Source organism: Neorhizobium fuzhouense, assembly GCF_042611105.1.
Classification (GTDB): Bacteria; Pseudomonadota; Alphaproteobacteria; order Rhizobiales; family Rhizobiaceae; genus Neorhizobium; species Neorhizobium galegae_A.
This window is the reverse complement of the sequence record NZ_JBHFFP010000004.1, coordinates 337,220-359,972: the sequence shown is the minus strand read 5'-3', so window position 1 is coordinate 359,972 and position 22,753 is coordinate 337,220. Positions and strand designations below refer to the sequence as shown.

The 22,753-nt window shown below is 63.2% G+C and carries 18 protein-coding genes and 1 riboswitch; of the genes, 2 read left to right on the top strand and 16 right to left on the bottom strand.

Annotated features, from left to right (window positions below; genetic code table 11):
* Positions 1-289: 289 nt before the first annotated feature.
* The 14 genes from ACEXP3_RS10330 to ACEXP3_RS10265 form a co-directional block, all read right to left on the bottom strand.
* A complete protein-coding gene (locus ACEXP3_RS10330) occupies positions 290-2,551 on the bottom strand; it encodes a tetratricopeptide repeat protein (protein ID WP_377297186.1) in 2,262 nt (753 codons plus the stop codon).
* The gene (locus ACEXP3_RS10325; protein WP_377297185.1) at positions 2,542-3,585 is read right to left on the bottom strand and encodes a family 8 glycosyl hydrolase; all 1,044 of its coding nucleotides are present in this window, start codon (positions 3,583-3,585) and stop codon (positions 2,542-2,544) included. Before ACEXP3_RS10325 ends, ACEXP3_RS10330 begins: the two co-directional genes overlap by 10 nt.
* Complete coding sequence (locus ACEXP3_RS10320; protein ID WP_377297184.1) at positions 3,582-6,044, bottom strand: cellulose biosynthesis cyclic di-GMP-binding regulatory protein BcsB; 2,463 nt, start codon at positions 6,042-6,044, stop codon at positions 3,582-3,584. The genes ACEXP3_RS10325 and ACEXP3_RS10320 overlap by 4 nt, the downstream gene beginning before the upstream one ends.
* Positions 6,041-8,230, bottom strand: a complete 2,190-nt coding sequence (bcsA, locus tag ACEXP3_RS10315; protein WP_377297183.1) for a UDP-forming cellulose synthase catalytic subunit — start codon at positions 8,228-8,230, stop codon at positions 6,041-6,043. The genes ACEXP3_RS10320 and bcsA overlap by 4 nt, the downstream gene beginning before the upstream one ends.
* Before the next feature lie 11 nt (positions 8,231-8,241).
* Complete coding sequence (gene bcsN / locus ACEXP3_RS10310; protein WP_377297182.1) at positions 8,242-9,225, bottom strand: cellulose biosynthesis protein BcsN; 984 nt, start codon at positions 9,223-9,225, stop codon at positions 8,242-8,244.
* A 309-nt stretch (positions 9,226-9,534) separates the two neighbouring features.
* On the bottom strand, positions 9,535-10,134 hold the full coding sequence (gene recX / locus ACEXP3_RS10305; RefSeq protein ID WP_377297181.1) for a recombination regulator RecX: 600 nt from the start codon (positions 10,132-10,134) through the stop codon (positions 9,535-9,537).
* Between the two features lie 68 nt (positions 10,135-10,202).
* Positions 10,203-11,195, bottom strand: coding sequence for a TRAP transporter substrate-binding protein (locus ACEXP3_RS10300; RefSeq protein WP_377297180.1), 993 nt, complete (start codon positions 11,193-11,195; stop codon positions 10,203-10,205).
* Positions 11,196-11,209: 14 nt separating this feature from the next.
* On the bottom strand, positions 11,210-13,012 hold the full coding sequence (locus ACEXP3_RS10295; protein WP_377297179.1) for a TRAP transporter large permease: 1,803 nt from the start codon (positions 13,010-13,012) through the stop codon (positions 11,210-11,212).
* Positions 13,009-13,809, bottom strand: coding sequence for a bifunctional hydroxymethylpyrimidine kinase/phosphomethylpyrimidine kinase (gene thiD, locus ACEXP3_RS10290; RefSeq protein ID WP_377297178.1), 801 nt, complete (start codon positions 13,807-13,809; stop codon positions 13,009-13,011). Before thiD ends, ACEXP3_RS10295 begins: the two co-directional genes overlap by 4 nt.
* A complete protein-coding gene (gene thiE, locus ACEXP3_RS10285; RefSeq protein WP_377297177.1) occupies positions 13,806-14,468 on the bottom strand; it encodes a thiamine phosphate synthase in 663 nt (220 codons plus the stop codon). Before thiE ends, thiD begins: the two co-directional genes overlap by 4 nt.
* Positions 14,455-15,192: a hydroxyethylthiazole kinase gene (locus ACEXP3_RS10280; RefSeq protein ID WP_377297176.1), complete on the bottom strand. Its 738-nt coding sequence runs from the start codon at positions 15,190-15,192 to the stop codon at positions 14,455-14,457. The genes thiE and ACEXP3_RS10280 overlap by 14 nt, the downstream gene beginning before the upstream one ends.
* 5 nt (positions 15,193-15,197) lie before the next feature.
* Positions 15,198-16,142 carry an ABC transporter substrate-binding protein gene (locus tag ACEXP3_RS10275; RefSeq protein WP_377297175.1) on the bottom strand — a complete coding sequence of 315 codons (945 nt, stop codon included), beginning with the start codon at positions 16,140-16,142 and terminating at the stop codon, positions 15,198-15,200.
* Positions 16,139-16,927 carry an ABC transporter permease gene (locus tag ACEXP3_RS10270; protein ID WP_210106690.1) on the bottom strand — a complete coding sequence of 263 codons (789 nt, stop codon included), beginning with the start codon at positions 16,925-16,927 and terminating at the stop codon, positions 16,139-16,141. The genes ACEXP3_RS10275 and ACEXP3_RS10270 overlap by 4 nt, the downstream gene beginning before the upstream one ends.
* 5 nt (positions 16,928-16,932) lie before the next feature.
* Positions 16,933-17,073, bottom strand: a complete 141-nt coding sequence (locus ACEXP3_RS10265; RefSeq protein ID WP_377297174.1) for a hypothetical protein — start codon at positions 17,071-17,073, stop codon at positions 16,933-16,935.
* Positions 17,069-17,171, bottom strand: a riboswitch (TPP riboswitch). Its footprint overlaps the gene before it by 5 nt.
* Positions 17,172-17,301: 130 nt before the next feature.
* Between ACEXP3_RS10265 and ACEXP3_RS10260 the strand changes: the two genes are divergently transcribed.
* Both ACEXP3_RS10260 and ACEXP3_RS10255 read left to right on the top strand, forming a co-directional pair.
* Positions 17,302-18,570 carry a metallophosphoesterase family protein gene (locus ACEXP3_RS10260; RefSeq protein WP_377297173.1) on the top strand — a complete coding sequence of 423 codons (1,269 nt, stop codon included), beginning with the start codon at positions 17,302-17,304 and terminating at the stop codon, positions 18,568-18,570.
* Entirely contained in the window at positions 18,570-22,040 is a 3,471-nt protein-coding gene (locus ACEXP3_RS10255) for an ATP-binding protein (RefSeq protein ID WP_377297172.1), read from the top strand. Before ACEXP3_RS10260 ends, ACEXP3_RS10255 begins: the two co-directional genes overlap by 1 nt.
* Positions 22,041-22,057: 17 nt before the next feature.
* Here the strand turns inward: ACEXP3_RS10255 and ACEXP3_RS10250 are convergent, their stop codons facing one another.
* Together ACEXP3_RS10250 and ACEXP3_RS10245 are read right to left on the bottom strand one after the other, a co-directional pair.
* Positions 22,058-22,471, bottom strand: coding sequence for a type II toxin-antitoxin system VapC family toxin (locus ACEXP3_RS10250; RefSeq protein ID WP_377297171.1), 414 nt, complete (start codon positions 22,469-22,471; stop codon positions 22,058-22,060).
* Positions 22,468-22,716 (bottom strand): type II toxin-antitoxin system VapB family antitoxin, encoded by a 249-nt coding sequence (locus ACEXP3_RS10245; RefSeq protein WP_377297170.1) that lies wholly within the window; start codon positions 22,714-22,716, stop codon positions 22,468-22,470. Before ACEXP3_RS10245 ends, ACEXP3_RS10250 begins: the two co-directional genes overlap by 4 nt.
* Between the last annotated feature and the right edge of the window lie 37 nt (positions 22,717-22,753).

Here is a 22,753-nt window from a genome sequence, read left to right as displayed (position 1 = left end):
TTTTCTAACTTATCATGAACGTATGTTTGGATAAGACGCGGTAGAATATTAAATTTCGAATGAGTTGTGGCCTGGTATGAAATCAACGCCGAACTATCACATGATTGGTCTTGCCGTGCTGGCGGCAGTGGGTGTCGCTTACCTGTTTGTAACGGGTAGCCTGCTGTAGCCTCTGCAAGGCCTCAAGCGGTTGCCGCGCAGGCGCGCGCAGCCGGCTTCGCGTCTGAACCAGGCGCCATTCTCTCTTGATCAACGGTTACGGACGGGCAACTGCCATCCGGGGTGACTATCAGCCACCCCGGTCGTTCATCATGGACCGAATTTCCTCGACGCCGCGCAGCGCATCCTTGTTGCCGGTTTCCGCCAGCACCTCGAAGATCTGCCGCGCTCCTGCCGAAATGCCCAGTTCCTGATAGGCATAGGCACGCAGCACCATGAGATCGGTTGTCTCCGTTTTCAGTGCAGCACGCTGGTCAAGATAGACCAAGGCTTCCCTATAGCGTCCGGCCTGGAAAGCCGACAGCGCGCGGTTGCCGAGAATGGAAACCTGAAGCTCGGCGGCGCGGGCGGGCCGCTGGGGTGCCTTGGTGGCGGCAACGGCAGCGTTATCGGTCAGGCCGAGGCGCAGATAGGCCAGCGACTGTCCGTAGGCTGCATCCTCCCTAATGGCCGCTGACGGGCTTTTCAGTGCGGCCTCAAAGGCCTGCACCGCTTCCAGCGGACGGTTGAGATCCATCAGGCACCAGCCATTCGTCAGCGTGGTGTCCTCGACGCGCTGGGACGCGGTGCCGGTGCGCGAAGCGCAGGCGCTGCGACGGGCCGTGGCGGTTCTTGCTGTCGTCGTGGCGGTCATCCGCTGGGGCGCCGCGACGGGCGCGCCGCGGTCAGGCGTGGTGAAGGCCGAGGCGGCGGGCTTGGTGGCCTCCTGGCGCGGCGTTTGGACAGCAAGTGGCGGGGTCTGCGGCGGGCTTTTTTCCCCCGCATCGGCGATGCGCTGTGAGCGCCCTGCCCATTCCTTCTGGATGGCCAGCACACCGCCGCGGTCGTTCAGGCTTTGCCGCACGATCAGGAGGCCATAGGCGGAGGGCTCGTCATCCGGTTTCCATTGCAGGGCGGTCTCGAACCACTGCATCGCCGTCTGTGGCTGACGCAGCGTCTGCGCATACCACCCCAGTTGCTGGGCGGCTGGTACATACTTTGCGGCAATGACTTCCACTGCGATGCGGCGCAGCACCGGTTCGGCCAGCACTGGCGCCGGGTTGAGCGCCAAGAGGTTGGCCGCAGCGGCAAGATAGGTCGCCTTGCTGTCGTCGGACGTGTCGCGCCACTGGTACATGATGTCTTCGGCCTCCATCGGCAGGCCGCGGGCAATCAGGACGAGCGCAAGTCCCTGCGAGGCAGAGGCCGACGGTTCCTTGTCGCGCGAGGCACGGAACCATTTTTCGGCATTGACGAGATCGCCGCGCCGCTGGAACAGCCAGCCGAGCAGAAGGCTGTCCGAGGCGAGCTTGTCGCGCTCGGCCACGGCCTCAAGCCGCTGGACGTCTTCCGGCGCAACATCCATCCGATTATTCTTGTTGGCATCGGCGATGAAGCGGCGGGCCAGATCGTCGCGCAGGGCGGCAAATTCCGGCTGGCCGTCCGCGAGCGGTTTCTCCAGGGAAAGAAGCGCGCGAAGATCTGTCGCCGGCAACAGTTCCGCTGCTTTCTGAATGGTCGCGACGCGTTCCTGCGGGTTTTCGCACTGCCTGAGAATATAGGTATAGGCGTCGACGCCACGCTGCGGGCGATCCGTTCGCACAAAGGCCTCTGCGATACGCCACAGCACATCCACGTCACTGCAGTTCAACAGGTTCGGGTTGCTCGCGCCAAGGGAGATGACGGTGGCATATTGCTTGAGGTTGGAGGCGTTGACGAGACGATTGCGCGCCTCGGCCATCGCGAGCCGGTTCAGCAGATCCGCCGGCGGCGTCCAGTTGGGGTCTGCCGCCTGCCGTTCCGCGATGGCCTGGCGGATTTCCGGATATCGGCCTTCCGCGTAAAGCTTCCACATGGCTTCCAGCTGCGGATCGCCGTTGCGCGGGATGGCCAGTGGATCGTCCGGCGGGGACCAATCGGGATAAAGGCTGCGCAGCCGGGCGATCTCAACCTTCAGCCGTGCGGTATCGCCCCGGCTGGCGAAATATCGCAGAGCACTCAGATCCGGCTCCGGTGCCGCAGCATTCGTCGTTGGTTGAGACGGTGGCACAGACGCTTGCGCCGGGGCCGGTGTTGCGGTCGGCGGCGGATCTCTTTGCACGCGTCCGGCAGGCGCGGGGGCGGACTGGGGGGCAGCGGCGGGCGCTTCGGGAGCCTGTGCGAGACGCGGTCCCGTGGTGACACCCATGGCCTCCTTGGCCAGGCGCAGGCGTCCCTGACGCTCCACCGGCACCAGCGACGGCTCCGTGTCGCCACCCTGGCTGGACGAGGCAGCGTATGAGGTGCCAGCGCCAAGCACGCACAGGCTTACGAAGACGACGGGCCAATAGCGATGCGCCGGTTTCAAAGACATGCCGGGTGTTCCTCCCGAAGAAATGAAAGCGCAAGAAGCTGAAGCGTCGAGGGGTAATACAGTTCAGGTCGAAAGCTTTGCAACTCGGCCGGCACCTGGGTGCCATTCACCACGCAGTCGAGCAGACTGGTGACAATCCGATATCCATTATCGGACAACGGATCGAGCGGTTGACCGGTGATGAGGTTGACTGTTGCCATGGGACGGTCGGCAGGTGCCATCGCGCCCATCAGATGGCGCAGGAACGCGGCATCGCCCAGGCCGGCGCGTGCCAGGTAAAGCGGGATACGGATGGCATTATAGGAAAATTCAGGCGCAAAGCCTGCCGCCGGCTGTGGGCTTCGCTTGAGGCTGACCCATTCGGCGGGCAGCCGCGCCGGCCCGAATTGCAGCGACTGCAGGAGATCGAGCCCGCTATCCGTCAGATTCTGCCATTTCTCCGATGGCGCAAGCACGTTCATCACCGGAAAGGCTTCGAAGATCCAGTAGGACGGATTGATGACAGGACCATCGGCGCGATCCTTGGCCGAAAATCCGGTGGAAGCGGGCATCAGAAGCGTTCGCCCCCCATAGACGACCACGGCATCCTTCAACACTGCCGTTGCCATGCGCGTTGCAGCGGCAATGTAGTCAGGCCTGTTCCAGGTGGTACCTGCAAGGGCCAGTGCATAGGCAATCAGCAGGTCACCGTCCGTCGCGTTGTTGACGTCCGTCACATGCGGTTTGGAGGCCGGGTCCCATTTCCAGACGGCCAGACCATCGTTGCGCAGCAGCATCTCGGCACTTGTAAAGCCCCAGATGAGTTCGAAATCAGCGCGATTTCCGGCAAGGTAGGAGAGCAGCAAGCCATAGCCCTGCCCTTCAGTATGACTGATGCCGCCATTGCCATTGTCGATGATGCGACCACCGCGATCGAGAAAGTGAGCTTTGTAAAGGCTCCATTCGGCTGGGCTGACCGATGTTGCAAGCGCACGCGCCGGTGGCACATAGGCAATAAAGAGCGCTGCAAAGAGAAGAGAAAACCACGTTTTCATGGCCGCCGGCCCATTCTGGAAAGCATGACCATCGTCGCAGTACCCAGGAATGCACAGACGACGACGACAAGACCTGCATAAATTAGAATATTAGTAGAGAACCAATTGGCCGCAATCAATCGGTAGTTGGCAATCGACGGGGTGGTGCTCTGGACAAAGACGACACTGTGCGCCGGTCGATTGGTGATTTCGTCTATCTTGGCGCGGTAGGATGTCATGCGGCCACTCAGGGCCTGCCATTTGTCCTGTTGTGCCAGCCCCGCCAGCCCTTCTCGGAGCTCTGCAGGCGTTGGTGCAATCAGAGCGGTCCAGCGCGCGGAGCGATCGGGGCTCTGCCCCTGCCCGACCAGCAGCGTATCGTTCTGTGAAGGCTCGAAAATCTCGTCGCGCTCCGGCAGCAGGCTCAGCGATTCCAGCGAAATATCGAACCGGCGACCGATCCAGTGTCGTAATCTGGCAAGCCCTTCGGAAATCTCGCCGCCGCTCACCTGCTGGCGCCACTTGATCATTGCGTCGGGGGTGCCGACCGTCTGTGTGGCGGGCGCTCCGATCTGCGGCCGCCAGGTGTTGACAGCGGTGGACGATACCCCAAGCTGCGACAGGACTTTCGGAGGTATCTGGCCGATTGTTCCAACAAAGAGTGCCGGGCGTTCGCCAAGCGCCTGCGCCGCCATCACCATATCAACCTGCTGCAGGCGTCCGAGCGACAAGGCGACCTTGCCGATGAAGGTCGCGGCTGCCGCCAGCGTGTCCGGTTCCAGATGATCGATCGACAGGAGAACAGGTATCGTCGCATCAGCGGAGAATCGGCCAAAGCTTGTCAACGTGGCGAGGTTTGGCACTTGGCCCAGCCGCGCAAAGTTCGGCATCGCCCATTCGGAACTATCGAACAGTGCAAAACGCGGAGTCTGGCCCGCGGGTGTCCCGGGCATGCAGGCCAGATCGGCCTCCGTCTCGAGCAGGACCTCGATGACGATCTCGTTGACCCCGGCCTTGATGTGCCGCAGGGGGACCTTGATGGGCAACTTGTTGAAGATCGCCCCGCTCGTCGTCTTGATCGGCAAGGTCGACGCGATATTCCCATTGATGTAGACATCGATATGGCTGCCAGGCCTCACCTCCGCGGTGAAGGCTGCGTCAATGAGCAGCGTCGCCTCGCCATAGGCATTGGCATAAAAGTCCGGCGGCACGGCAATGTTGAAGCCCGTCCGCAGCCGGCGTCCGCTGAACTCGACAGTGTCGACGCCCATCTGCGACAGCGGAATCTGTTCACCGCCGACGAGAATTGGAGCGTTCGGGGCGCTCCAGCGCTGGGTCTCGATGACATCGCGCGGCACGTTGAGAGGTCGGTCCACGGAGGCCACGAGGCTTTCGATGGCAGGCCCGATACTTTCCCAGGTGGGGCCCGCGATCAGCAGTCTGCGGTTGTTTCCATCCTTGGCGGGCAGGACTGTGGCAACCGCTGCTGCGCGGGCCGTTTCCGGAAGGTCGGCAACGAGCGGGTGCAACTCGCTCCACGTGCCCATGACGATCAACAACTGGCCCGGTCCCGGCGTCAGATCATCGACGGTGGAAAACTGGAAGGATTGGTTGGGCATCGAGCCAAGCAGGGCGATGCCCTGCACGAGGCGAATGGCATTGGTGGCTGCATTGGTCTGGCCAACGCCCGGCATCCAGATCTTGAACTGCGTGCGTCCCGTCTCGTCGACGCCCACGGCACGGATCGCCTCGGCAACCGACAGAGGCGCGATCGAGGCGCTGGCAAACGAAAGATAGGTCTCCTTCGGGTCGATTTCCGTCCACAATTCATAGGTGGAGCGGATGTCGCAGTCGGTCCGGTGACGTTGCGAGGCGATGATCTCGATGCGGTTGGCACCAGCCTGCAGGACGCCCGTCGGAATGTCGAGGAGGAGCGTGCCGGGTGCATCGGCAGCCGCAATCCGCTCCTGCGCAATGGGATGACCGTTGATCAGAACCTGCAGTTCCGACACTTCCGGGGCAATGACAACAGCATTGCGAAAGCTCATCCGCAATTTGGCCGGCGCATTGGCTTCCCCGTCCATCAGGTAGAAGCTCCACCCTTTGCGAGCGTATTCGCCCTCGAGAACCAGACTTGCGCCCGGCACGAGGTAGTGGCGCATGGTCTGGACAGGAGAAGGAGCAGGGGCCGGCGCGGGTGACACGGGCGCTGTCGGGACTGGCGAGGGCGGCGATTGGACAGCCTGGACCGCCGGCTGGGAGGCGGGTGGCACAGGCGCTCTAGCAGGAGCCGGCGTCGGGAGCGGGGGCTTGCGGGTCTCCGTCGCCCCCGGCACCGGCAGGGATGGCGGGATCACGGGACTGGCGGGAGCCGGCGGCCGCTCCGGTGACATGTCGAAGGGCGTCTGCGCCCCTGCCGGTACAGCCAGCGCCAGAAGGCAGTTCATTGCGGCAAAAAGCAGCTTTGGGTGCCCGGTCATTCCGCAGCCCCCTTCAAACCCTTGAAGAGGTAGAGCAAGCCTCGGCTCATCTGATACATGGCCAGACCCAGGAACCAGACGGTGCCGCGGATGAGACCCGGATTGTGGCGCCTTCCGCGCTGGAATTCTTCCCATTGCGCGGAGTTTGCAAAGAGGAGATCGGCAATCGAGCTGCGATCCTTGGCGTTCTGGGGTTGATACTGGCAACCAAGCATGGCGATGTCGCTGGTCGTCTCGATGTTGCGCACCTTGACGGGCAGCACCACCGGCTCCATGGCGCCGCCATGCGGCTGGAAGCGGATCTGCGCAGGTGCATTTTGTTGCAATGCCTTCAGGTCGCGGCCGAAGGCCTGCAGGCGAAGGCCGCCAACGGACACATCCTCGATGGAGGCGGGATACCAGGCGTCGTCGAAACCCAGTTCACAGCGGCGGCGTACCCTGAACCGTCTCGATGATGCCCGATCCTTGCGCTCGGACACCACGCCAAGCGCGCAGCCGGCGATGATCAGGTTGAGCAGGTTCCAGCCGCCGACCACCAGCAGCACGTCGGCATTATAGGGTTCAGTATAGATCCGGTAGCCCGCAATCAGCAGTGTGACCAGGAGGGCGGCGAAGATGACGAAAAACGGCCGGCTGAGTTCCGAAAGACGGTCGGAGGAGACATTTTCGTCCTTGGCCGTCACCTTGAACGTCGGCTTTGTCGGGTTCAGCATGACCGAAATGACCGCCGGCAGCAGGTGAACCGTCTGGATATATTCGTAAAGCTCGGAGATCCAGGGCCAGCGAAACGCACCATAGAGGTAGTTCTGCAGCATCAGGTTCACCACCATATAGGCGCTGGTGTAGGCCAGAAACTCGCCGCCGGAGGCCGTGAATATTTCCAGGTCGAAGAGGATGTAGAACAGGGGCGCAAAGAGAAAGATCACGCGGGTAAAGGGAAACAGCCAGAACAGCGTCGACGACATGTAGCAGAGGCGCTGGGCCGGCGATAAGCCGCGCTTCAGAAGCGGAAAGCGGAACCGCAGGATCTGCATCATCCCCTGTGCCCAGCGGCTGCGTTGTCCGATGAAGCTTGCAAAGGTGGCCGGTTGCAGGCCGGCGATCAGCGGCTTGTCGACATAGACGCTGTTCCAGCCTGTGGAGTGCAGCGCAAGGGCGGTCTCGCAGTCTTCGGTGATGCTGAGACCGCTGAAGCCGTTCGACTGCTTGAGCGCCTCGCGCCGCAGCACGGCCGCCGAGCCGCAGAAGAAGGCGGCATTCCATTTATCCAGCCCGCGCTGGATGATGCCATAGAACATCTCGTTTTCGCTCGGCATCGTCTCGAAGGTCTGCAGATTGCGCTCGAGCGGATCCGGATTGATGAAGAAATGCGGCGTCTGCACCAGGAAAAGCTTCGGATCCTTGTTGAAGTAGCCGACGGTTTGCCGCAGGAAGTCGCGCGCCGGTGCGTGGTCGGCGTCAAATACGGCAACCAGCTGCCCTTGCGAATGCAAGAGGCCGTTGTTGAGGTTGCCGGCCTTGGCGTGCACGTTGCGTTCGCGGCTAAGGTAGTTGATGCCAAGTTCGGCGCACAGCGCGGTAAGGGTATGGTGCCGGGCAATGGCGACTTCGGCCTCGCGGACATCGGTCGAATTCTGCTTCTGCTGCGTGCTGCCATCGTCAAGCAGCCAGATCTGCAGCTTGTCTGCCGGATAATCCATCGCTTTTGCAGCCGCAAGCGTATTGGACAGCAGATCCTCCCCCTCATTGTAGCTCGGCACGAAGACATCGACCGTCGGCAGGTAATCCGGGTCGAGATCGGGTGCCGGCCGCGGCGGCAGCGGCATGGCGACGATGAACAGGCTGAGGCCGAGCATGACCACGCTGTACATTTCGGCTAAATAGACCAGGATGCCGGGAATGAAGTTTTCGAGCTGGCTGACAGGCGGAATGGTTTCGGTGGTGCGCCAGTAGACGTAACGCAGCACGATGGAGGTTCCGAGCGCCAGCGTGATCAGCCGCCAGCGCCCGCCGGCTGCCGTGACCTTCAGGATGCCGAGCATGACGACGACGGTGAGGCTCAGCACGAGCTGCGTCTGCATGCTGACCGGCAGGGTGATGACGACGAGGGTAAGGACCGAGATCAAGGCCCAGAAGACGAAGCTGGAGACCAGGCCCCTGGTGTCCCTTCCAGATGAGGTGTTCATGGTCTGCAACCTCACTTATCGTTGGCGGCGCACGCGCTGCCGTTGGGGGCCGGGGTGGAACCAAGGCATTGCGGCGAAGGGACCAGGAGAGGGGATGATGGCGCCGTTGTCGCCACGGAAGACGGCGCCGATGAGGCCGGTGTGGCGGTGACGGGAGCGATCGTTGCCCCGGGGCCTGGAACGACAACCACGGCCGGACCCGGATCGGGTGCCCTGGCAACGGGCGCAAGCGCCTGTCTGACCGGCGCACGCAGGGCGGCTGGCGCCTGCGGGCGATAGCCGAAGGAATAGTACCCCGGGGTCGTATCGGCGGGCGGCAGAACCTGCGGTCCGGCATAGGCGAGGCTGTCGGATACCGGCGGAGGCGCGCCATAGGGGTTCCAGATCTGCCCCTGGAACGTGCCGGTGATGGTATAGCCATACATGTAATTGAGCAGTTCCCGCTCGCTTGCAGCGTGATCGCAAAGGCGCACCCTCACCTGGATCATGCCGAAATCGCGTCCCATGCCGCTGCCGGTCGAGCGCGAACGGATCTGCTGCCAGCCAAAGAGACAGGTATCGCCGCCGGCGCTTTTGCCGGACGCATAGCCGATCGGCCCGTAGGCATTGCGCAGGAAATTCATGGATGGGGTCAGGCGAATGCCAGGAAGGGCCGCCGCTCTCTCGCTGCGAAGGCTGCTCTCGGTGATCGGACGGTAGGCAACGCTGCCGGTTTCGCCCGAATTGCCGCCGTTGTAGCGGATCTTGAGGTAATTCTGCCCGATGACGGAGGACGATGTGGCAAGCAACACGGTCTGCTCGATGCCGTTGCCATAGGCATGCTCCACCACGCCCACCATGGCAAGCCCGCCCGGGGGCGGCATGATCAGCGCCTTTTCCGGTGCCACGAGTTCTGGTGCGGCCGGTGTCTTGACGGCAGCCGCCGTCTGGCAACCCGCAAGGATTGTAGACGCCAGCACGCCTGCTACGACGTTATATAAGGAGGCCGCCCTCATTATATCGTTTCCCGAAACATTTTCCACGGCCGCTTCGAATCATGAAGCAGTCTTCCATACCCCCACGTAGCGGGATGTTTGGTTAACAATGTCTAAAATTCCCCAGTTTTACTGGATCGCAGTGAGCATCTATCGCGACCGGCGGCGAGTTTGGGATTATGTCGAAAGTCGAAAATCGCGAGCGGTTTGCGCTTATAGGATATAACGGCGCACAGGCATCCTTCACGTGTAAGGCCTCGAACGCGTCCGGTTCCGCGGTGCGGGCCTGGACCAGGATGCCGCCGCCGTTCGGTACCATGGAGCTGTACCTCACCAGCTATCGCCACCCAGAATTTCGTCGGCCTCATCGAGGTCCATCGCAAACACCCGCGCGCCGATGTCGTAGGAAAAACCCTGGCGGGCGAAGGCGGAAAGTTCTCGGGCCTTCTGCTTGTCATCGAGGTCTATCCGGCGAAACGGCCCGAAGGCGCGGCGTCTGGCGTAGATGACGGCGGCGCGCAGGTCGTCGGCGTCTGAGAGGGCCTCTGTGACGATCTGACGGTCGACGCCCTTCTGGGCAAGCGTCTGGGCAATGGCCTTTTTTGATTTGCCGACGCGGGCCGATGATCGGGTCCTAATTTCCGCATAGGCGGTGTCATCCAGCGCTTTCACATCCAGCCCGAAGGCAACCGCGGAGGCTGCAAGCGCCTTGACCTGCGCTTCGCTGATGCCTTCGAATTTCTGCCGCGCCTTGCGGCTGATGGCGTCCGAGAGTTGCCGTCGCGTCATCATGCGCTTGGAAAGCCGGTAGGCGGCGGAATTGCGCGCCCAGGAAAGCATGCGCGGGGTCGGCCGGTCGTTCTCGTCACCGGCATTTTCATGCGGTCCGGTCTTAGTGGGATTGTCCGTCGGTGTCTTGCTGTCGGTCATCGGCAGTCTTCTGGTCCTCGGCTCCCTCATAGAGGCAAACGCAGCGAAGAGCCAGACGCGGCGCGATGTCAGGCCTGCTGGACTGCTTCGATGCGATCCATGCCGCCGACCACCGTGGCAAAATCCTGCCAGACATTTTTTGCGCCGGCTTGCCACGCCTCGAACGCTTCCGGCTGCAGAAGCTTTCCGCCATGGGCCTTTGCCGTTTCCATCGAGCGCGCCTCGTCTTCGACGATCAACTGGTTGAAATAAAGTGCGCCCTCACCGGCTGCCGTCTGCAGCACCGCCTGTTCTTCCGGCGAAAGCATCTTCCAGAAGCCTGCCGCAAAGAACACGATGCCGGAGGCACGGATATGGCCGGTCTCCGTCATCGAGGGGACGACTTCATAGAGCTTGAAGCCGGCATAGGCGGATTTGGTGAGATCCATGGCATCCACCACGCCGGTCGAGAGTGCGTTATAGGTCTCCGTGATGGGAATGCCGACGGGGGCGGCGCCATAGGCGCTCCAGAGTTTTGTGTGGAGCGGGCTCTGGATGACGCGGATGCGCTGGCCTTTGAGCTGCTCCGGCCGCGTGACGGGGGTCTTCGTCAGGAGATGGCGTGCGCCGTAATCGATAAAGCCGCAGGAGATGAAGTTCTGCGCCGCAAGCCTTGCCGAAAGCGCCTCGCCGGTGCTGCCCGTCACCACGCGTCGTAGATGGGCGGCATCCCGATAGAGGAAGGGCAGATCGAGAATCTGCAGCTCCGGCACCCAGCCGGACAGTGCCGAGACGGTGGAAAGGCTTGCCTGGACAGAGCCGAGCCGGGTCGCCTCCGCCACTTCCTTTTCGCCGCCGAGCGCCCCGTTCGCTACCACGTTGAAACGGAACCGGCCGGGCAGTTTCTGCTCCACCTGTTCGGCCACGTGCCGCCAGATTTTTGTCTCCGGTTTGTCTTCGCCGAGAAGCGAGGCGACGGTGATCGTCGTTGTGCGCGCCGCGGCCGGTCGCAGAAGGGCCGGTGCAGCAAAGGCCGCACCCGCGGTCACGGCCATAAAGGAGCGGCGTTTCAACTGGGACATGGGGTTTAGACCTTTCAGACCATCAGTGTTGCAACAGAGAGGATGAAGAGTGCGGTGAGCAGCGCCGCAAGATAGGGCAGCACTGCGCGAAAAAGCTCCGCGGCCGGCACGCGGGTAACGCCCGATACCACAAAGATCAGAATGCCGAGCGGCGGCGTCAGGCCGTGGATCATCAGGTTCACCACCAGGATGACGCCGAAATGGATAGGATCGAGCCCGGCAGACACGGCAACCGGAAGTAGGATCGGCCCGAGCAGCAGGATTGCCGCGCCGATATCCAGCACCAGCCCCGCGACCAGCAGCACGAGGTTTGCCATGAGGAGGACGAGTGCGGGATGATGTCCGAACGCGTTGACGGCGTCAGCGATCAGTCCTGCCACGTCATCCACCGCAAGCAGGAAGGCAAAGGGTCCGGCCGAACCGATCAGCAGCCCGATGGCGCCTGCTTCCGCTGCCGCCTGTCGAAAGGCGGCGGTAAGCGAGGTGACGGAAAGGCGCGCTGCCACTGCAAGGACCAGCGTGTAGGCTGCGGCAAGGGCTGCGGCCTCGGTCGTGGTGACCACGCCGAAGCGGATGCCGGCGACCACGATGACGCCAAGGCCGAAGGCCGGCAACGCAGACAGCGTGGCAGCGATGCGTTCGCTGCCCGAGGCGGGCCGTCCTTCCGGCCGGGCCTTGACCGAGACGTGGATGGCAATGGCGAGGCACACGGCCATCAGTCCGCCGGCGACAAAGCCACCGGCCAGAAGCGAGCCGACCGACAGGTTTGTGGCAGCCGCCAGAAGCAGGAAGGCGATCGAGGGCGGAATGACGTTATCAAGCACCGAAGAGGCCGCGATGATCGCGCCCGCCTGCGCCGGCGGATAACCGTTCTTGACCAGTTGCGGCTGGAAGGTGGAGGCGCCGAAGGCGGCGTTGGCAACCGAGGAGCCCGAGGCGCCGGAAAAGATGACGCTGGTCAGCAGCACCGTTTGCGCAAGCCCCGCCCGGCGATGGCCGACCAGCGTTGCGGCAAAGCGCACGAGGAGCTCGGCAGCACCGGAGGCGGTCAGAAGACCGCCGGCCAGCAGGAAGAAGGGAATGGCCAGCAGCAGGAATTTCGACATGCCATTGACGGCGGTGGCGACGATGGCCGGTTCCGGCAGGCTGCTTCCGAAGGCAAGGCTGAGCGAGGCTGCGGCCAGAAAGGCATGGGACAGCGGTGCCGAGACAAGAAGACCGATGCCGGCGATGATGGCGAGAAAGGCGCTTGGCGGCCAGTTTCCGCTGAGATCCATATGGGTGGCCAGACCATAAAGCCCGCCGCCCAGCAGGAGAGACGCCAGGAGCGACAATCCCCTCGTTTCGGCAAGACGTCGCAAGCCGAGAACCGCCAGCAGCAGAAAGCCGCCGCTGCCGATCAGGGCGAAACGCAGCCATTCCGGAAGCCCAAGCGTCGGCGAGACGCCGCCGAGCATGGCAATTGTTTCGCTCGCACCGAAGATCAAGGTCAGGGCCGCGACGACGCTGACCGCATCCGCCAGCATTTCGGCGACCGCCCGCCCTTTGGACGGCAAAAGCCGCAGGCCGACATCGAACCGCATGGCAAGCGGGCCCGAAAGAGACAGCGGGGCGGCGACCGAAATCAGCGCCAGATGCAGCCAGATGCCGAGATCTTCCGCGCCGATAAAGCCGCTTTGAAAGACATAGCGGAGCGTGACATTGACAAGCACGAGGGCAAGCAGCGCACAAAGCAGCACGGCAGCCAAACCCGCAAGAACGGATTCGAACCCTGCCAGCATGCTTTGAACGCGACGCTTCCCTGCCATCTGCGTCATGCCTGCCACCACCCGTGGAAATGGTGAACCGGTCCCCTGCCCCCGCCAATGGCAAGCTCGCGACCGCCTTCGAGTGCGGCCTGCAGATAGGCCTTTGCCTGGCGTGCGGCTTCAGCCAGAGGCAGGCCCTTAGCAAGGTTTGCAGTCACCGCTGCGGCAAGGGTGCAGCCGGTGCCGTGATCGTTCCGGGTATCGATCCGCGGGGCAGACAAGGGGAGCACCTCATCGGTCGTGACCAGGTAATCGACGCTTTCCGCCCCCTCCCCGTGCCCGCCTTTCATGAGAACCGCCCCAGCGCCGAACCCAAGAATGATGCGGGCCTGCGCGATCATCTCATCCCGGTTCTCTGCGATCGGCTGACTGGTCAGAAGCGCTGCTTCCGGCAGGTTCGGCGTCACCACGTGGGCCAGCGGCAACAGTAGGTGGGTGAGCGCCGCTATGGCATCTTCCTGCAGCAAGCGATCGCCGGAGGTGGCAACCATCACCGGGTCGACCACGATTGGAGCACGGATGGCCTGAAGCCGGTCGGCGATGACCGCGATGGTTTCGCTGCGCGAGACCATGCCGATCTTGACGGCGTTGACGGAAAGATCGCTGAAGACGGCATCCATCTGTGCGCCGATAACGCCGGGTGAAATATCCTCGACGGCCCTGACGCCACGGGTGTTCTGCGCGGTGACGGCGGTGATGACGCTTGCGGCATAGGTGCCGAGCGCCGAAAAGGTCTTGATATCGGCCTGGATCCCGGCGCCGCCGCCGCTGTCGGAACCGGCAATGGTCAGCGCTATGGCGGTCATGCCCCCTCTCCTTTCAGGCTGTTGTCGATGACGGTGCGGAAATCGCGCACGGCAGCGGCGATGTCCGGCGCGCGAAACAGGGCCGAAATGGCAGCAATGCCATCGGCGCCGGCAGCGATGACGGAGGGAGCCGTTTCCAGTGTGATGCCGGCGATGGCACCGACGGGAAGCGCCGGATTGAGCGCCCGGATCGTTGCGCGAAGCGTCCTCAGGCCCTCAAGGCCTACCGGCGGATCCGGGTTGACCTTGGAGAGCGTTTCGAACACGCCGCCGATGCAGGCATAATCGACAGGCGCCGTTCCGGCCCGCTTGGCATCGGCGGGTGTCTTCACGGTGACACCGATGATGGCATCCGGCCCCAGCAGGTGGCGCGCGGTGACGGGATCCATGTCGTCTGCGCCGAGATGCACGCCGTCTGCGCCGGCGGCCAGTGCCACGTCGACGCGGTCGTTGACGACGAAGGGCACGCCGCTTGCGCCAAGCGCCGCCTTGATGGCCTCGGCGCGCTCGATCATCACCCGCGTCGAGGCGGTCTTGTCGCGATACTGGATCAGCGTTGTTCCGTGGTCGGCGGCAAGCTTTGCCAGTACGGCGAGATCCGCCACATCGAGAAGCGAGGCATCCACCAGCGCATTCAGCCGATAATCAAGTCGTCTCATGGTGTATCCTTGCATGGGAAATGAGGTCGCCGGAGCCAAGGGCTGCCAGCGCATCGAGGAATGCCGGCTCGAAACTGCCGGGGCCTCGCGCGGATGAGGCGGCAAGTTCCGCCGAAACGCCGGTGGCGCAGAGGGCGGCGGTCGCGGCCGTCAGCGTATTCTTTTCGACCGCCATGAAGGCGGCGATCACGCCGCCGGAAAGGCAGCCGGTGCCCGTCACCACCGCCATGAAGGCATGACCGTTTTCCACGCGGACGCTTTTCTCCGCATCGCTCAGATGATCGACGGGACCGGTCATGATGCGAAGGCTGGCGCCGGTCTCCCCGATCAGTTCCATCTCCGCCCTGTTGCCGCGCACAATCGTCGGGCCGAGCGTGATGAGCTCGCGGGCAAAGGCAAGCCGCGTCGGGGAGTAATCGCAATGCACGGGATCGAGGATCCAGGGTTTGCCGCCGGCCGTTGCGACATCGACGGCAAGCCGGATCACCTTCTTGCGTTCCGCATCCAGTGTGCCGAGGTTGATCGTCAGCGCATCGGCCTTGGCGACAAAATCGGCGATTTCTTCCATCGACGACGTCATCGAGGGAATGGCCCCGATCGCGCTGATGCCATCGGCGGTGAATTTCTGCACGACGGTGTTCATCAGGCAATGCACGCGGGGGCGCCGAGCGCGCACGCGCGCGATCAAGTCTGCGGCGTCTTCTTTCGTGGGGAGCCTGCTCATGTCTGTCACTTCAGCTCCACGGCCAGATCTTCGACCGGCGGCGCCTTTGCAATAAGCCCGCTTTCGGCCATGAAAGCACCGAAGCGCTGGTAGCGGGCGTGATCGAGGGCTGCCGGGCGCTTGGCAAACCGTGGCAGACTATCGGTAAAGGCCTGCCGGTTCAGCGCGTCGTCAAGGTTCGGATAGGCCTTGATGAACAGTTGCCAGGCATCGTCCGGATGGTTCGTCAGGTAAACTGCGGCCTTTTCCACCGCATGCAGGAAGCGCGGCAGGCGGCTGTCCGACAGAAGCTCCGGCCGCGTCACGAAGATCAGTTCGTCATAGAGCGGCACCCCATGCTCTTCCGGGAAAAAGGCGCGGCCCGCATGGCCCTCGATCCGCATCTGGGTGAGCTCGAAATTTCGGAAGCCGCCAAGCGTCGCATCCACCTGTCCGCCGATCAGTGAGGGCGATAGCGAGAAGTTGACATTGACCAGCTCGACCTCCTTCAGGTCCACTCCTTCGGAGGCCAGCATGCGCTTCAGCATGGCATCCTCGAAGCCGGAGACGGAGAAGCCGACCTTCTTGCCCTTCAGGTCCTTCAGCGTCTTGATCGGGCCATCAGCCAGCACGGTAACGGTGTTGAGCGGCGTTTCGACCAGCGTGCCGAAGCGCACGAGCGGCAGGCCGTTGGCATGGTCGAGATAGAGGTTCGGCTGATAGTGGATGCCGATATCGGCCTGCGCGGTGGAGACGAGGCGCGGCACGGCCGACGGGTCCGATGGCGGGATCAGCTCCACCTCAAGCCCTTCCTCGGCAAAATAGCCCTTCTCTGCGGCAATCACCATGGGAGCGTGATCGGGATTGACGAACCATTCGAGGAGCACGCTCAGCTTGTCGGCCGCCTGCGAGGCGGAGGGAGCAAGGGTCAGGGCAAGAGCGGTGGCGAGCGCTGCTGTTACGCGTTTCATGCGGAGAGTTTCCTTGGTGGGAAGGATGGGTGGCGGGATGTGTCCGTTGCTTCCCGGGCCCAGGGCGCAAGGCCCCTCGTCAGGCGATCGACGGCAAGCCGCAGGAGAACGGTAAACAGGGCAAGGATGACCATGGCGGCAAACAGCATGTCGGTCTGCATGCGGGCATTGGCCTGCACCATGACGAAGCCGAGGCCGCCGGCAGCACCCACCCATTCGCCGACAATGGCGCCAAGCGGCGCAAGCGGTGCGGCAACCCGAAGTCCCGAGACAAGGGCTGGAAGTGCCAGCGGCAGGCGGATGTGGCGCAGGATCTGAAAATGGCTGGCTGGCGTCAGCGAGGCGGCATCGATCAGCACCGGTTCGGTGCGGCGAAGGCCATCGGCAAAGGCGGAGGCGACGGGAAAGAAGATGATGATCACCGTCATCGCCACTTTCGACGCCATGCCGAAGCCCAGCCAGATGACGAGAATGGGCGCCAGCACGAAGACCGGAAAAGCCTGCAGCACCACGACGAGCGGCCAGACGAGCCGGCCTGTCTTCGGGAAAGCCGCAACGCAGAGCGCCGTCAGCGCGCCAAGCCCGCAGCCGACGACAAGACCGATGAGGATTTCACCGGCGGTGATCAGGGCATGGTGCATGAGGAATTGCGGCTGGCGGCCATAGCTCATGGCCACCGCGAGAGGCGACGGCAGGATGTAGCGCGGCGGCGAAAAGGCGAGGATCACAGCCTGCCACGCGCCAAGAAGGAGAAGGAGGGCATAGCCCGTCTGCCTGAAATGCATCGCCGTCAGGTGTCAGCGGCAGGTCGATGGGCAATAAACCGTCTTGGGCAGCGGAAAGCTGCGGTTTTCATCAATGGCATCGCGATCTCCAAACCTTGCAGCAGGGAGATCCAGGTGAAGCGGAGAAGAGAATAGGCGCTGAACATGCGCGTTTTCCGTTCCTACGCCGGCATGACCCGGATCAGGTTCAAGGGTCCGGCTCAGCGCCATCTCAGCATCGTTCGATGCTCCCCTCGGAATGGCGCGACCTTTGTGGAATTTGCTTCGGATGTCAATTGCCTGTCATGAATGTTCGGGCATCTGCGCGGGGGATAGAGTGGCTGGAATGGACCGGCGCCATTGCACGCGGCCCTCAAGGGCGGTAAATCTCGGCCATGGCCTTCAGGTTCGTTCACACCGCCGATCTGCATCTCGACAGCCCGCTGCGGTCGCTCTCGCTCAGAAACGCCGATCTTGCCACCCTTGTCGGCGATGCGACACGACAGGCGCTGGTGCGCATTGTCGATCTCTGCCTTGACGAACAGGTGGACGCGCTGATCATCGCCGGCGATCTTTATGATGGCGACCAGACGTCGATGAAGACGGCCCGCTTTCTGGCGAGCCAGATGCAGCGGCTGCATGAAGCCGGCATTTCCGTCTTCAAGATTCGCGGCAACCATGACGCCCTGTCGAAAATCACCCAGGAACTGGTGCTGCCGCCGTCGGTGAAGGTGTTTTCCGGTCGCGCAGAGGCTATCGAGCTTGCGCGCGGCGGGCTGAATGTTGCCATCCACGGCCTCAGCTTTGCAAAGCCGCAGGCGCCGGAAAGCCTGTTGCCGAAATACAAGGCGCCGATATCCGGGGCCGTCAATCTCGGCATCATGCACACCAGCCTTGCCGGTGCCCCCGGCCATGACCTTTATGCCCCGTGCTCGGTTGCCGATCTCCACGGTTCCGGCTTCGACTACTGGGCGCTTGGCCACATCCATCAGCGCACGCATCATGCGGGCTTGAAAACCGTCATCATGCCCGGCATGCCGCAGGGCCGCGACATCAACGAAGCGGGGGAGAAGACCGTGTCGCTGGTGACTGTCGGCGATGACGGAACGGTCAGCGTCGAGGAGCGGCTGACGAGCCTTGCGCAGTTTGCCCGCGTCACGGTGGATGTTTCGCCGGCCGAAGACTGGCGCGGCCTTGTCGATCTCATCGGCCACGCCGTCGAAGAGGAACGCTTACGCACCCGCTCCGACCATCTGGTGGCGCGATTGCGGCTGGTCGGAATGACGCCGCTTTCCTTTGCCATGCGGCGCGATGCCGATCTTCTCCTTAGCGAAGCCGAGCAGCGGGCGGAACGCACCGGCCGTGCCTGGATCGAAAAACTGGAGCTGGACGTTCAGGCACTATCGGTGCGCCCGCAACAGACGACGAGCGATCCGGTTCATGAGCTTGGCGCGCTGATGCGCGATGACGTGATGCCGGCGCACGGTTACCGCGCGCAGGTGCGTGACATGGTGCAGGGGCTTCTGGACGATCTGCCGCCGGAGAGCCGGCGATTTGCCGGCAGTGACCCGGCAGCCTTCGAGCGCTTTCTGGAAGATCTTATCCGCGAGGGGGGCGAGGACCTTCTGGCGCGGCTTGCCGCCGTACCGGCTGAGGACGGCTGATGCGGCTTCGTCGGCTCGATCTCACCCGCTACGGCAAGTTTACCGACCATACGATCGATTTCGGTGCGGCGAGCGCCGGCAGTCCGGATCTGCACATCGTCTATGGTTTGAACGAGGCCGGCAAGTCGACGGCCTTTTCGGGCTATCTCGATCTGCTGTTCGGCATCCCTGAGCGCAGCAGCTACAATTTCCTGCATGCCTATAATGCCATGCAGGTGGGCGGCATTCTGGAATTCGACGGACGCGACCATGAACTCGTGCGGCTCAAACAGCGGACCAATGCGCTGATTGATGGGCGGGGCCAGCCGGTCAATGAAATCCTGCTGTCATCGGCGCTTGGCGGACTGACGCGTGAGGCCTATCGCACCATGTTCTCGCTCGACGAGCGCTCGCTGCGCGACGGCGGTGCCGCGATTGTCGAAAGCCGCGGCGATCTGGGCGAGATGCTGTTTTCGGCGAGTTCCGGCCTTGCGGATGTCAGCCGGGTGCTGACGACGGCAACCGACGAAGCGCATCAGTTTCACCGCAAGCGCGCCCGCAACACGCAGCTTTCCGAAATGAAGCAGCAATTGGCGGCTCTGAAAGGCGAGCGCGACCGGATCGATACCTATGCCTCCACCTATGCCGGCCTCGTGGCGGCCAAGGCACAGGCCGAAAAGGCCTATGAGGAGACGCTGGCCGAGCTGTCTTCGGCGCGTGCCGAGCAGGCCCGTCTCTCGTCGCTGATGCGGGCACGGCCGCTGGCGCGCGATCTGGCGCGGCTGGAGGGTCAGCTTGCGGCATATGGTGATCTGCCACGTCCGCCGCGCGAATGGGCCGCGCTGCTGGCGGACCTGATGCGCGACGAAACGCGCTTGCAGACGCAAAAGGCCGGGCTTGAGGCGCTGGTCGACCGGCTTCAGGCGGACATCGCGGTGATTGCCGTGGATGAGGATGTGCTGGCGGCGGCAAGCGCGATCGTGGCTCTTGGCGCCGGCCGCGCCCGGTATGTTACGGCCGAAGACGATCTGCCCAAGCGCCGCCTGGCCTTTGTCGAACAGGAGGCCGCTCTCGGCGCGATCCTGAAATCACTTGGGCAGCAGGATCACCAGGACCCATCGGCGCTTGTTCTGCCGGCAGCACTTGGCGCAAAATTGCGGGACCTGATCGAGGCCCGATCCGGCATTGCGGCAAGGATCGAGACCGCGGAGCGCGAACTGGAGCGGGCGCGCCGGGGTGTCGAGGAGATCACCGCGCAGCAACAGGACGGCGATCTGCCCCGGGTGGAAGCCGGGCCGCTCAGCCGGCTGGAGGCGGTCGTCTCCCGGCTGCAGAAGGGCGAGAAACAGACGCTTCTGGCCATCGAAACCCGCACCACCGAGCAGATGGAGGCCGACCTTCTTCGCATGATGGGACGTCTGCAGCCGCCCATTCACAATATTGGGGCTCTGCGGGAGACCATTCTGCCGGGTCATCGCCAGCTGGATCGTTGGCGCGTCGAGGCCGACGAGATCAACCGCCGCCTTCAACGCCACACGGAACGGCATGCGGAACTGGGCGCCCGGCTTGGCGAGCTTCAAGCCCGGTCGAAAGCTCTGTCTGGCGGGGACATCTTTGACGACGAGACGGCGGCAGAAAGCCGCAAGAGCCGTGATGAAGCCTGGCAGGCACATCTTCAGGCGCTGGATCTGCCATCGGCGCAGGCATTCCATGAGCGCCTCGTCCTGGATGATCGGCTTGCCGAGACCCGGCTTGGTCATGCGAGCGAACTTGCCGAACTGCGCCAGCTTCGCCAGGAAGAGCAGGTGGCACATGCAAGTCTCGCGCGCGAAGCGGTAGGTGCCGGCACGGCCGAGCGGGATCTGCAGGCCCTGATCCGAACCGTGGAGGAGGCCGCTCCCCGGTTGGCATCCGGAGTTAAACAGCCGGATATCTATAGCCTGCTGTCTTTGCTCGAAGCCTTCGCCGACAAGCTCACGGAGTGCCTCCTGGCTGCCGATGCACTGGACAAGGCAAAGCTGCGTCGGCAGGCGGTGGAGGCCGAGCTTCAGGATGAGGTGACCGAACTGATGCTGGCGCTTGCCGATCTCGGCTGGTCGGCGGACGAGGAGGCTCCTCTGCGCCAGATGGTCAATCAGGCGGCGGACCGTCTGGCTAAAGCTCGGGACAGGGTGCAGCAGCAGGCAAATCTTGCCGCCAGGCTTGTCGAGCTGCAGCAGGATGTGAACGAGCGGCAACGGGCGCTTGAGGCTGCCAGCCGCAGCGACGGCGCATGGCAGAAGGCTTGGGGCGAGGCACTGTCCGCCACCTGGTTTTCCGAGGAAACGGATCCGGCGGCCGTGCGCGCCATTCTGGATGTGCTTGCCGATCTTCCGGCTGCCCTCAAGGAACGGGACCAGCTTGCCCATCGCATCGATCTGATGGAGCGCGATAGCCGCGTCTTTGCAACCGATGTCGCAAAGCTTGCACTCCAGACGAATCTGGATGCATCCGACCTTCCGGTTCTGGCTCAGGCGGATCAGCTGGTCCGCCGAGTGACCGAGACCGAGCGGCATGCGGCGCAGAAAGCCGCCAAGCAGGCGGATCTCCATGCCGCTCGCGACGATCTCCAGGACCTGGAGCGGCAGATCGAAGACTACGAGGCGCGCAAGGCGACGCTTACGTCCTTCTTTTCTGTCGATACCCTTGCCGAAGTCAGCCAGCGGCTGGAGCAGGCGGCGGAACGCGACCGGATGGAACGGCGGATGGCCGAGCTTCGCGAGCAATTGCTGGCCGAAATGAAGGTTGCCACCGTGGCGGAGGCTGAGCAGCTGTTGCAGCAAACCGATGCCGAAGAGACGGCACGGGCGGCAGAAGAGGTCTCCGGGCGGATCGATAATCTTGCCGAGCGCAGCCGCATCGTCTTTGCCGATCTCACCCGCGCCAAGGACCGGGTCGACGCCGTGGGCGGTGATGATGCTGTGGCCAAGATCGAGGCAGAGCGCACAACGCTTCTCCTGCAGATCGAGGAGCTGGCCATCGGTTATCTGAGGCTTCGCGCCGGAACGCTTGCCGCCGAAAGCGCGCTGTCGCTTTACCGGGAAAAGCATCGAAGCTCGATGATGAAGCGGGCCTCGCAGGCCTTTTCCCAGATCACGCGCGGCGATTATTCCGGCCTTGCCGCGCAACCGGACAAGGATCGCGAAATCCTGATCGGCGTTGCGCGAGACGGTGCGTCCAAGCTGTCGGACGCCATGTCGACCGGGACCCGTTACCAGCTTTATCTGGCGCTGCGTCTGGCGGGCTACGAAGAATTTGCCGCCGTTCGCCCCTCGGTGCCGTTCGTGGCCGACGATATCATGGAAACCTTCGACGAATTCCGCGCCGAGGAAGTGTTTCGGCTGTTCGGCCAGATGGCGGGCCTCGGGCAGGTGATTTACCTCACCCACCACCGTCACCTGTGCGAGATCGCACAGTCCGTGGTGCCCGGCGTGAAGATCCACGCTCTTTAGGATCATCTGAAGCCGGTTCAGAAGTCCCAGGGGTTGGTGAGGGCAAGTCCGGTGGTCAGGAAGTCACCGGTGTTGCGGGTGGCAAACCGGCCGCCGTGGATTTTTGCGACAGCGGCAATCATACCGTCCGGTGCCGACATCGTGCGGCCCTTTTGGGCTGCTTGTCCCATGATCTCGCCATAGGCAAGCGCTGCCTCCTCGTTGAAGGCGAAGATGCGGTCGGCAAATCGGCGGCGCCAATCGGAAAGGCCCTGCTCCAGACGGTCGGCACGCTCGTCCGGCCGGATTTTCTGGATGCCATACGCGATTTCGGCGATCGCAATCGACGACAGGGCGATCTCGGCATCATGGCGCACCAGCCAGGCAATGACGGCAGGGGCCGGCGCCTTCTTCAGCGTTTCGGAGATCACATTCGTATCGATGAAGATCAAAGGTCCAGTCCCGCATGCGGCGTGCGTCCGGCGCGGATGATGTCGTCAAGATCGATGTCGCTGCTGCCTGTCTCGGCCAGTCGAGCATAAAATTGCATGGCCGGTTCGCGGCCTGCCTCGCGCACTTCATAGGATTCGAGCGCCCGTTCGACGATATCGGCAATCGACCGGTTTTCCCGACGGGCCAGCCGATGGGCAAGATCACGCGCCTTGGCACTTCGCACGGAAAGCTGTGGTTCGACCATGGGTTCATCTCCTTGTGCCAAGGAGTATAGGGAGAAC

Excerpts from the sequence above, each read along its gene's own strand:
- bcsA (WP_377297183.1), bottom strand. The coding sequence starts at position 8,230 with ATGAACACCTCATCTGGAAGGGACACCAGGGGCCTGGTCTCCAGCTTC.
- ACEXP3_RS10275 (WP_377297175.1), bottom strand. The coding sequence starts at position 16,142 with ATGAAACGCGTAACAGCAGCGCTCGCCACCGCTCTTGCCCTGACCCTT.
- ACEXP3_RS10295 (WP_377297179.1), bottom strand. The coding sequence starts at position 13,012 with ATGACGCAGATGGCAGGGAAGCGTCGCGTTCAAAGCATGCTGGCAGGG.
- bcsN (WP_377297182.1), bottom strand. The coding sequence starts at position 9,225 with ATGAGGGCGGCCTCCTTATATAACGTCGTAGCAGGCGTGCTGGCGTCT.
- recX (WP_377297181.1), bottom strand. The coding sequence starts at position 10,134 with ATGACCGACAGCAAGACACCGACGGACAATCCCACTAAGACCGGACCG.
- ACEXP3_RS10280 (WP_377297176.1), bottom strand. The coding sequence starts at position 15,192 with ATGAGCAGGCTCCCCACGAAAGAAGACGCCGCAGACTTGATCGCGCGC.
- thiD (WP_377297178.1), bottom strand. The coding sequence starts at position 13,809 with ATGACCGCCATAGCGCTGACCATTGCCGGTTCCGACAGCGGCGGCGGC.
- ACEXP3_RS10245 (WP_377297170.1), bottom strand. The coding sequence starts at position 22,716 with ATGGTCGAACCACAGCTTTCCGTGCGAAGTGCCAAGGCGCGTGATCTT.
- ACEXP3_RS10255 (WP_377297172.1), top strand. The coding sequence starts at position 18,570 with ATGCGGCTTCGTCGGCTCGATCTCACCCGCTACGGCAAGTTTACCGAC.
- thiE (WP_377297177.1), bottom strand. The coding sequence starts at position 14,468 with ATGAGACGACTTGATTATCGGCTGAATGCGCTGGTGGATGCCTCGCTT.
- ACEXP3_RS10325 (WP_377297185.1), bottom strand. The coding sequence starts at position 3,585 with ATGAAAACGTGGTTTTCTCTTCTCTTTGCAGCGCTCTTTATTGCCTAT.
- ACEXP3_RS10265 (WP_377297174.1), bottom strand. The coding sequence starts at position 17,073 with ATGTTCAGCGCCTATTCTCTTCTCCGCTTCACCTGGATCTCCCTGCTG.
- ACEXP3_RS10260 (WP_377297173.1), top strand. The coding sequence starts at position 17,302 with ATGGCCTTCAGGTTCGTTCACACCGCCGATCTGCATCTCGACAGCCCG.
- ACEXP3_RS10300 (WP_377297180.1), bottom strand. The coding sequence starts at position 11,195 with ATGTCCCAGTTGAAACGCCGCTCCTTTATGGCCGTGACCGCGGGTGCG.
- ACEXP3_RS10320 (WP_377297184.1), bottom strand. The coding sequence starts at position 6,044 with ATGACCGGGCACCCAAAGCTGCTTTTTGCCGCAATGAACTGCCTTCTG.
- ACEXP3_RS10330 (WP_377297186.1), bottom strand. The coding sequence starts at position 2,551 with ATGTCTTTGAAACCGGCGCATCGCTATTGGCCCGTCGTCTTCGTAAGC.
- ACEXP3_RS10270 (WP_210106690.1), bottom strand. The coding sequence starts at position 16,927 with ATGCATTTCAGGCAGACGGGCTATGCCCTCCTTCTCCTTCTTGGCGCG.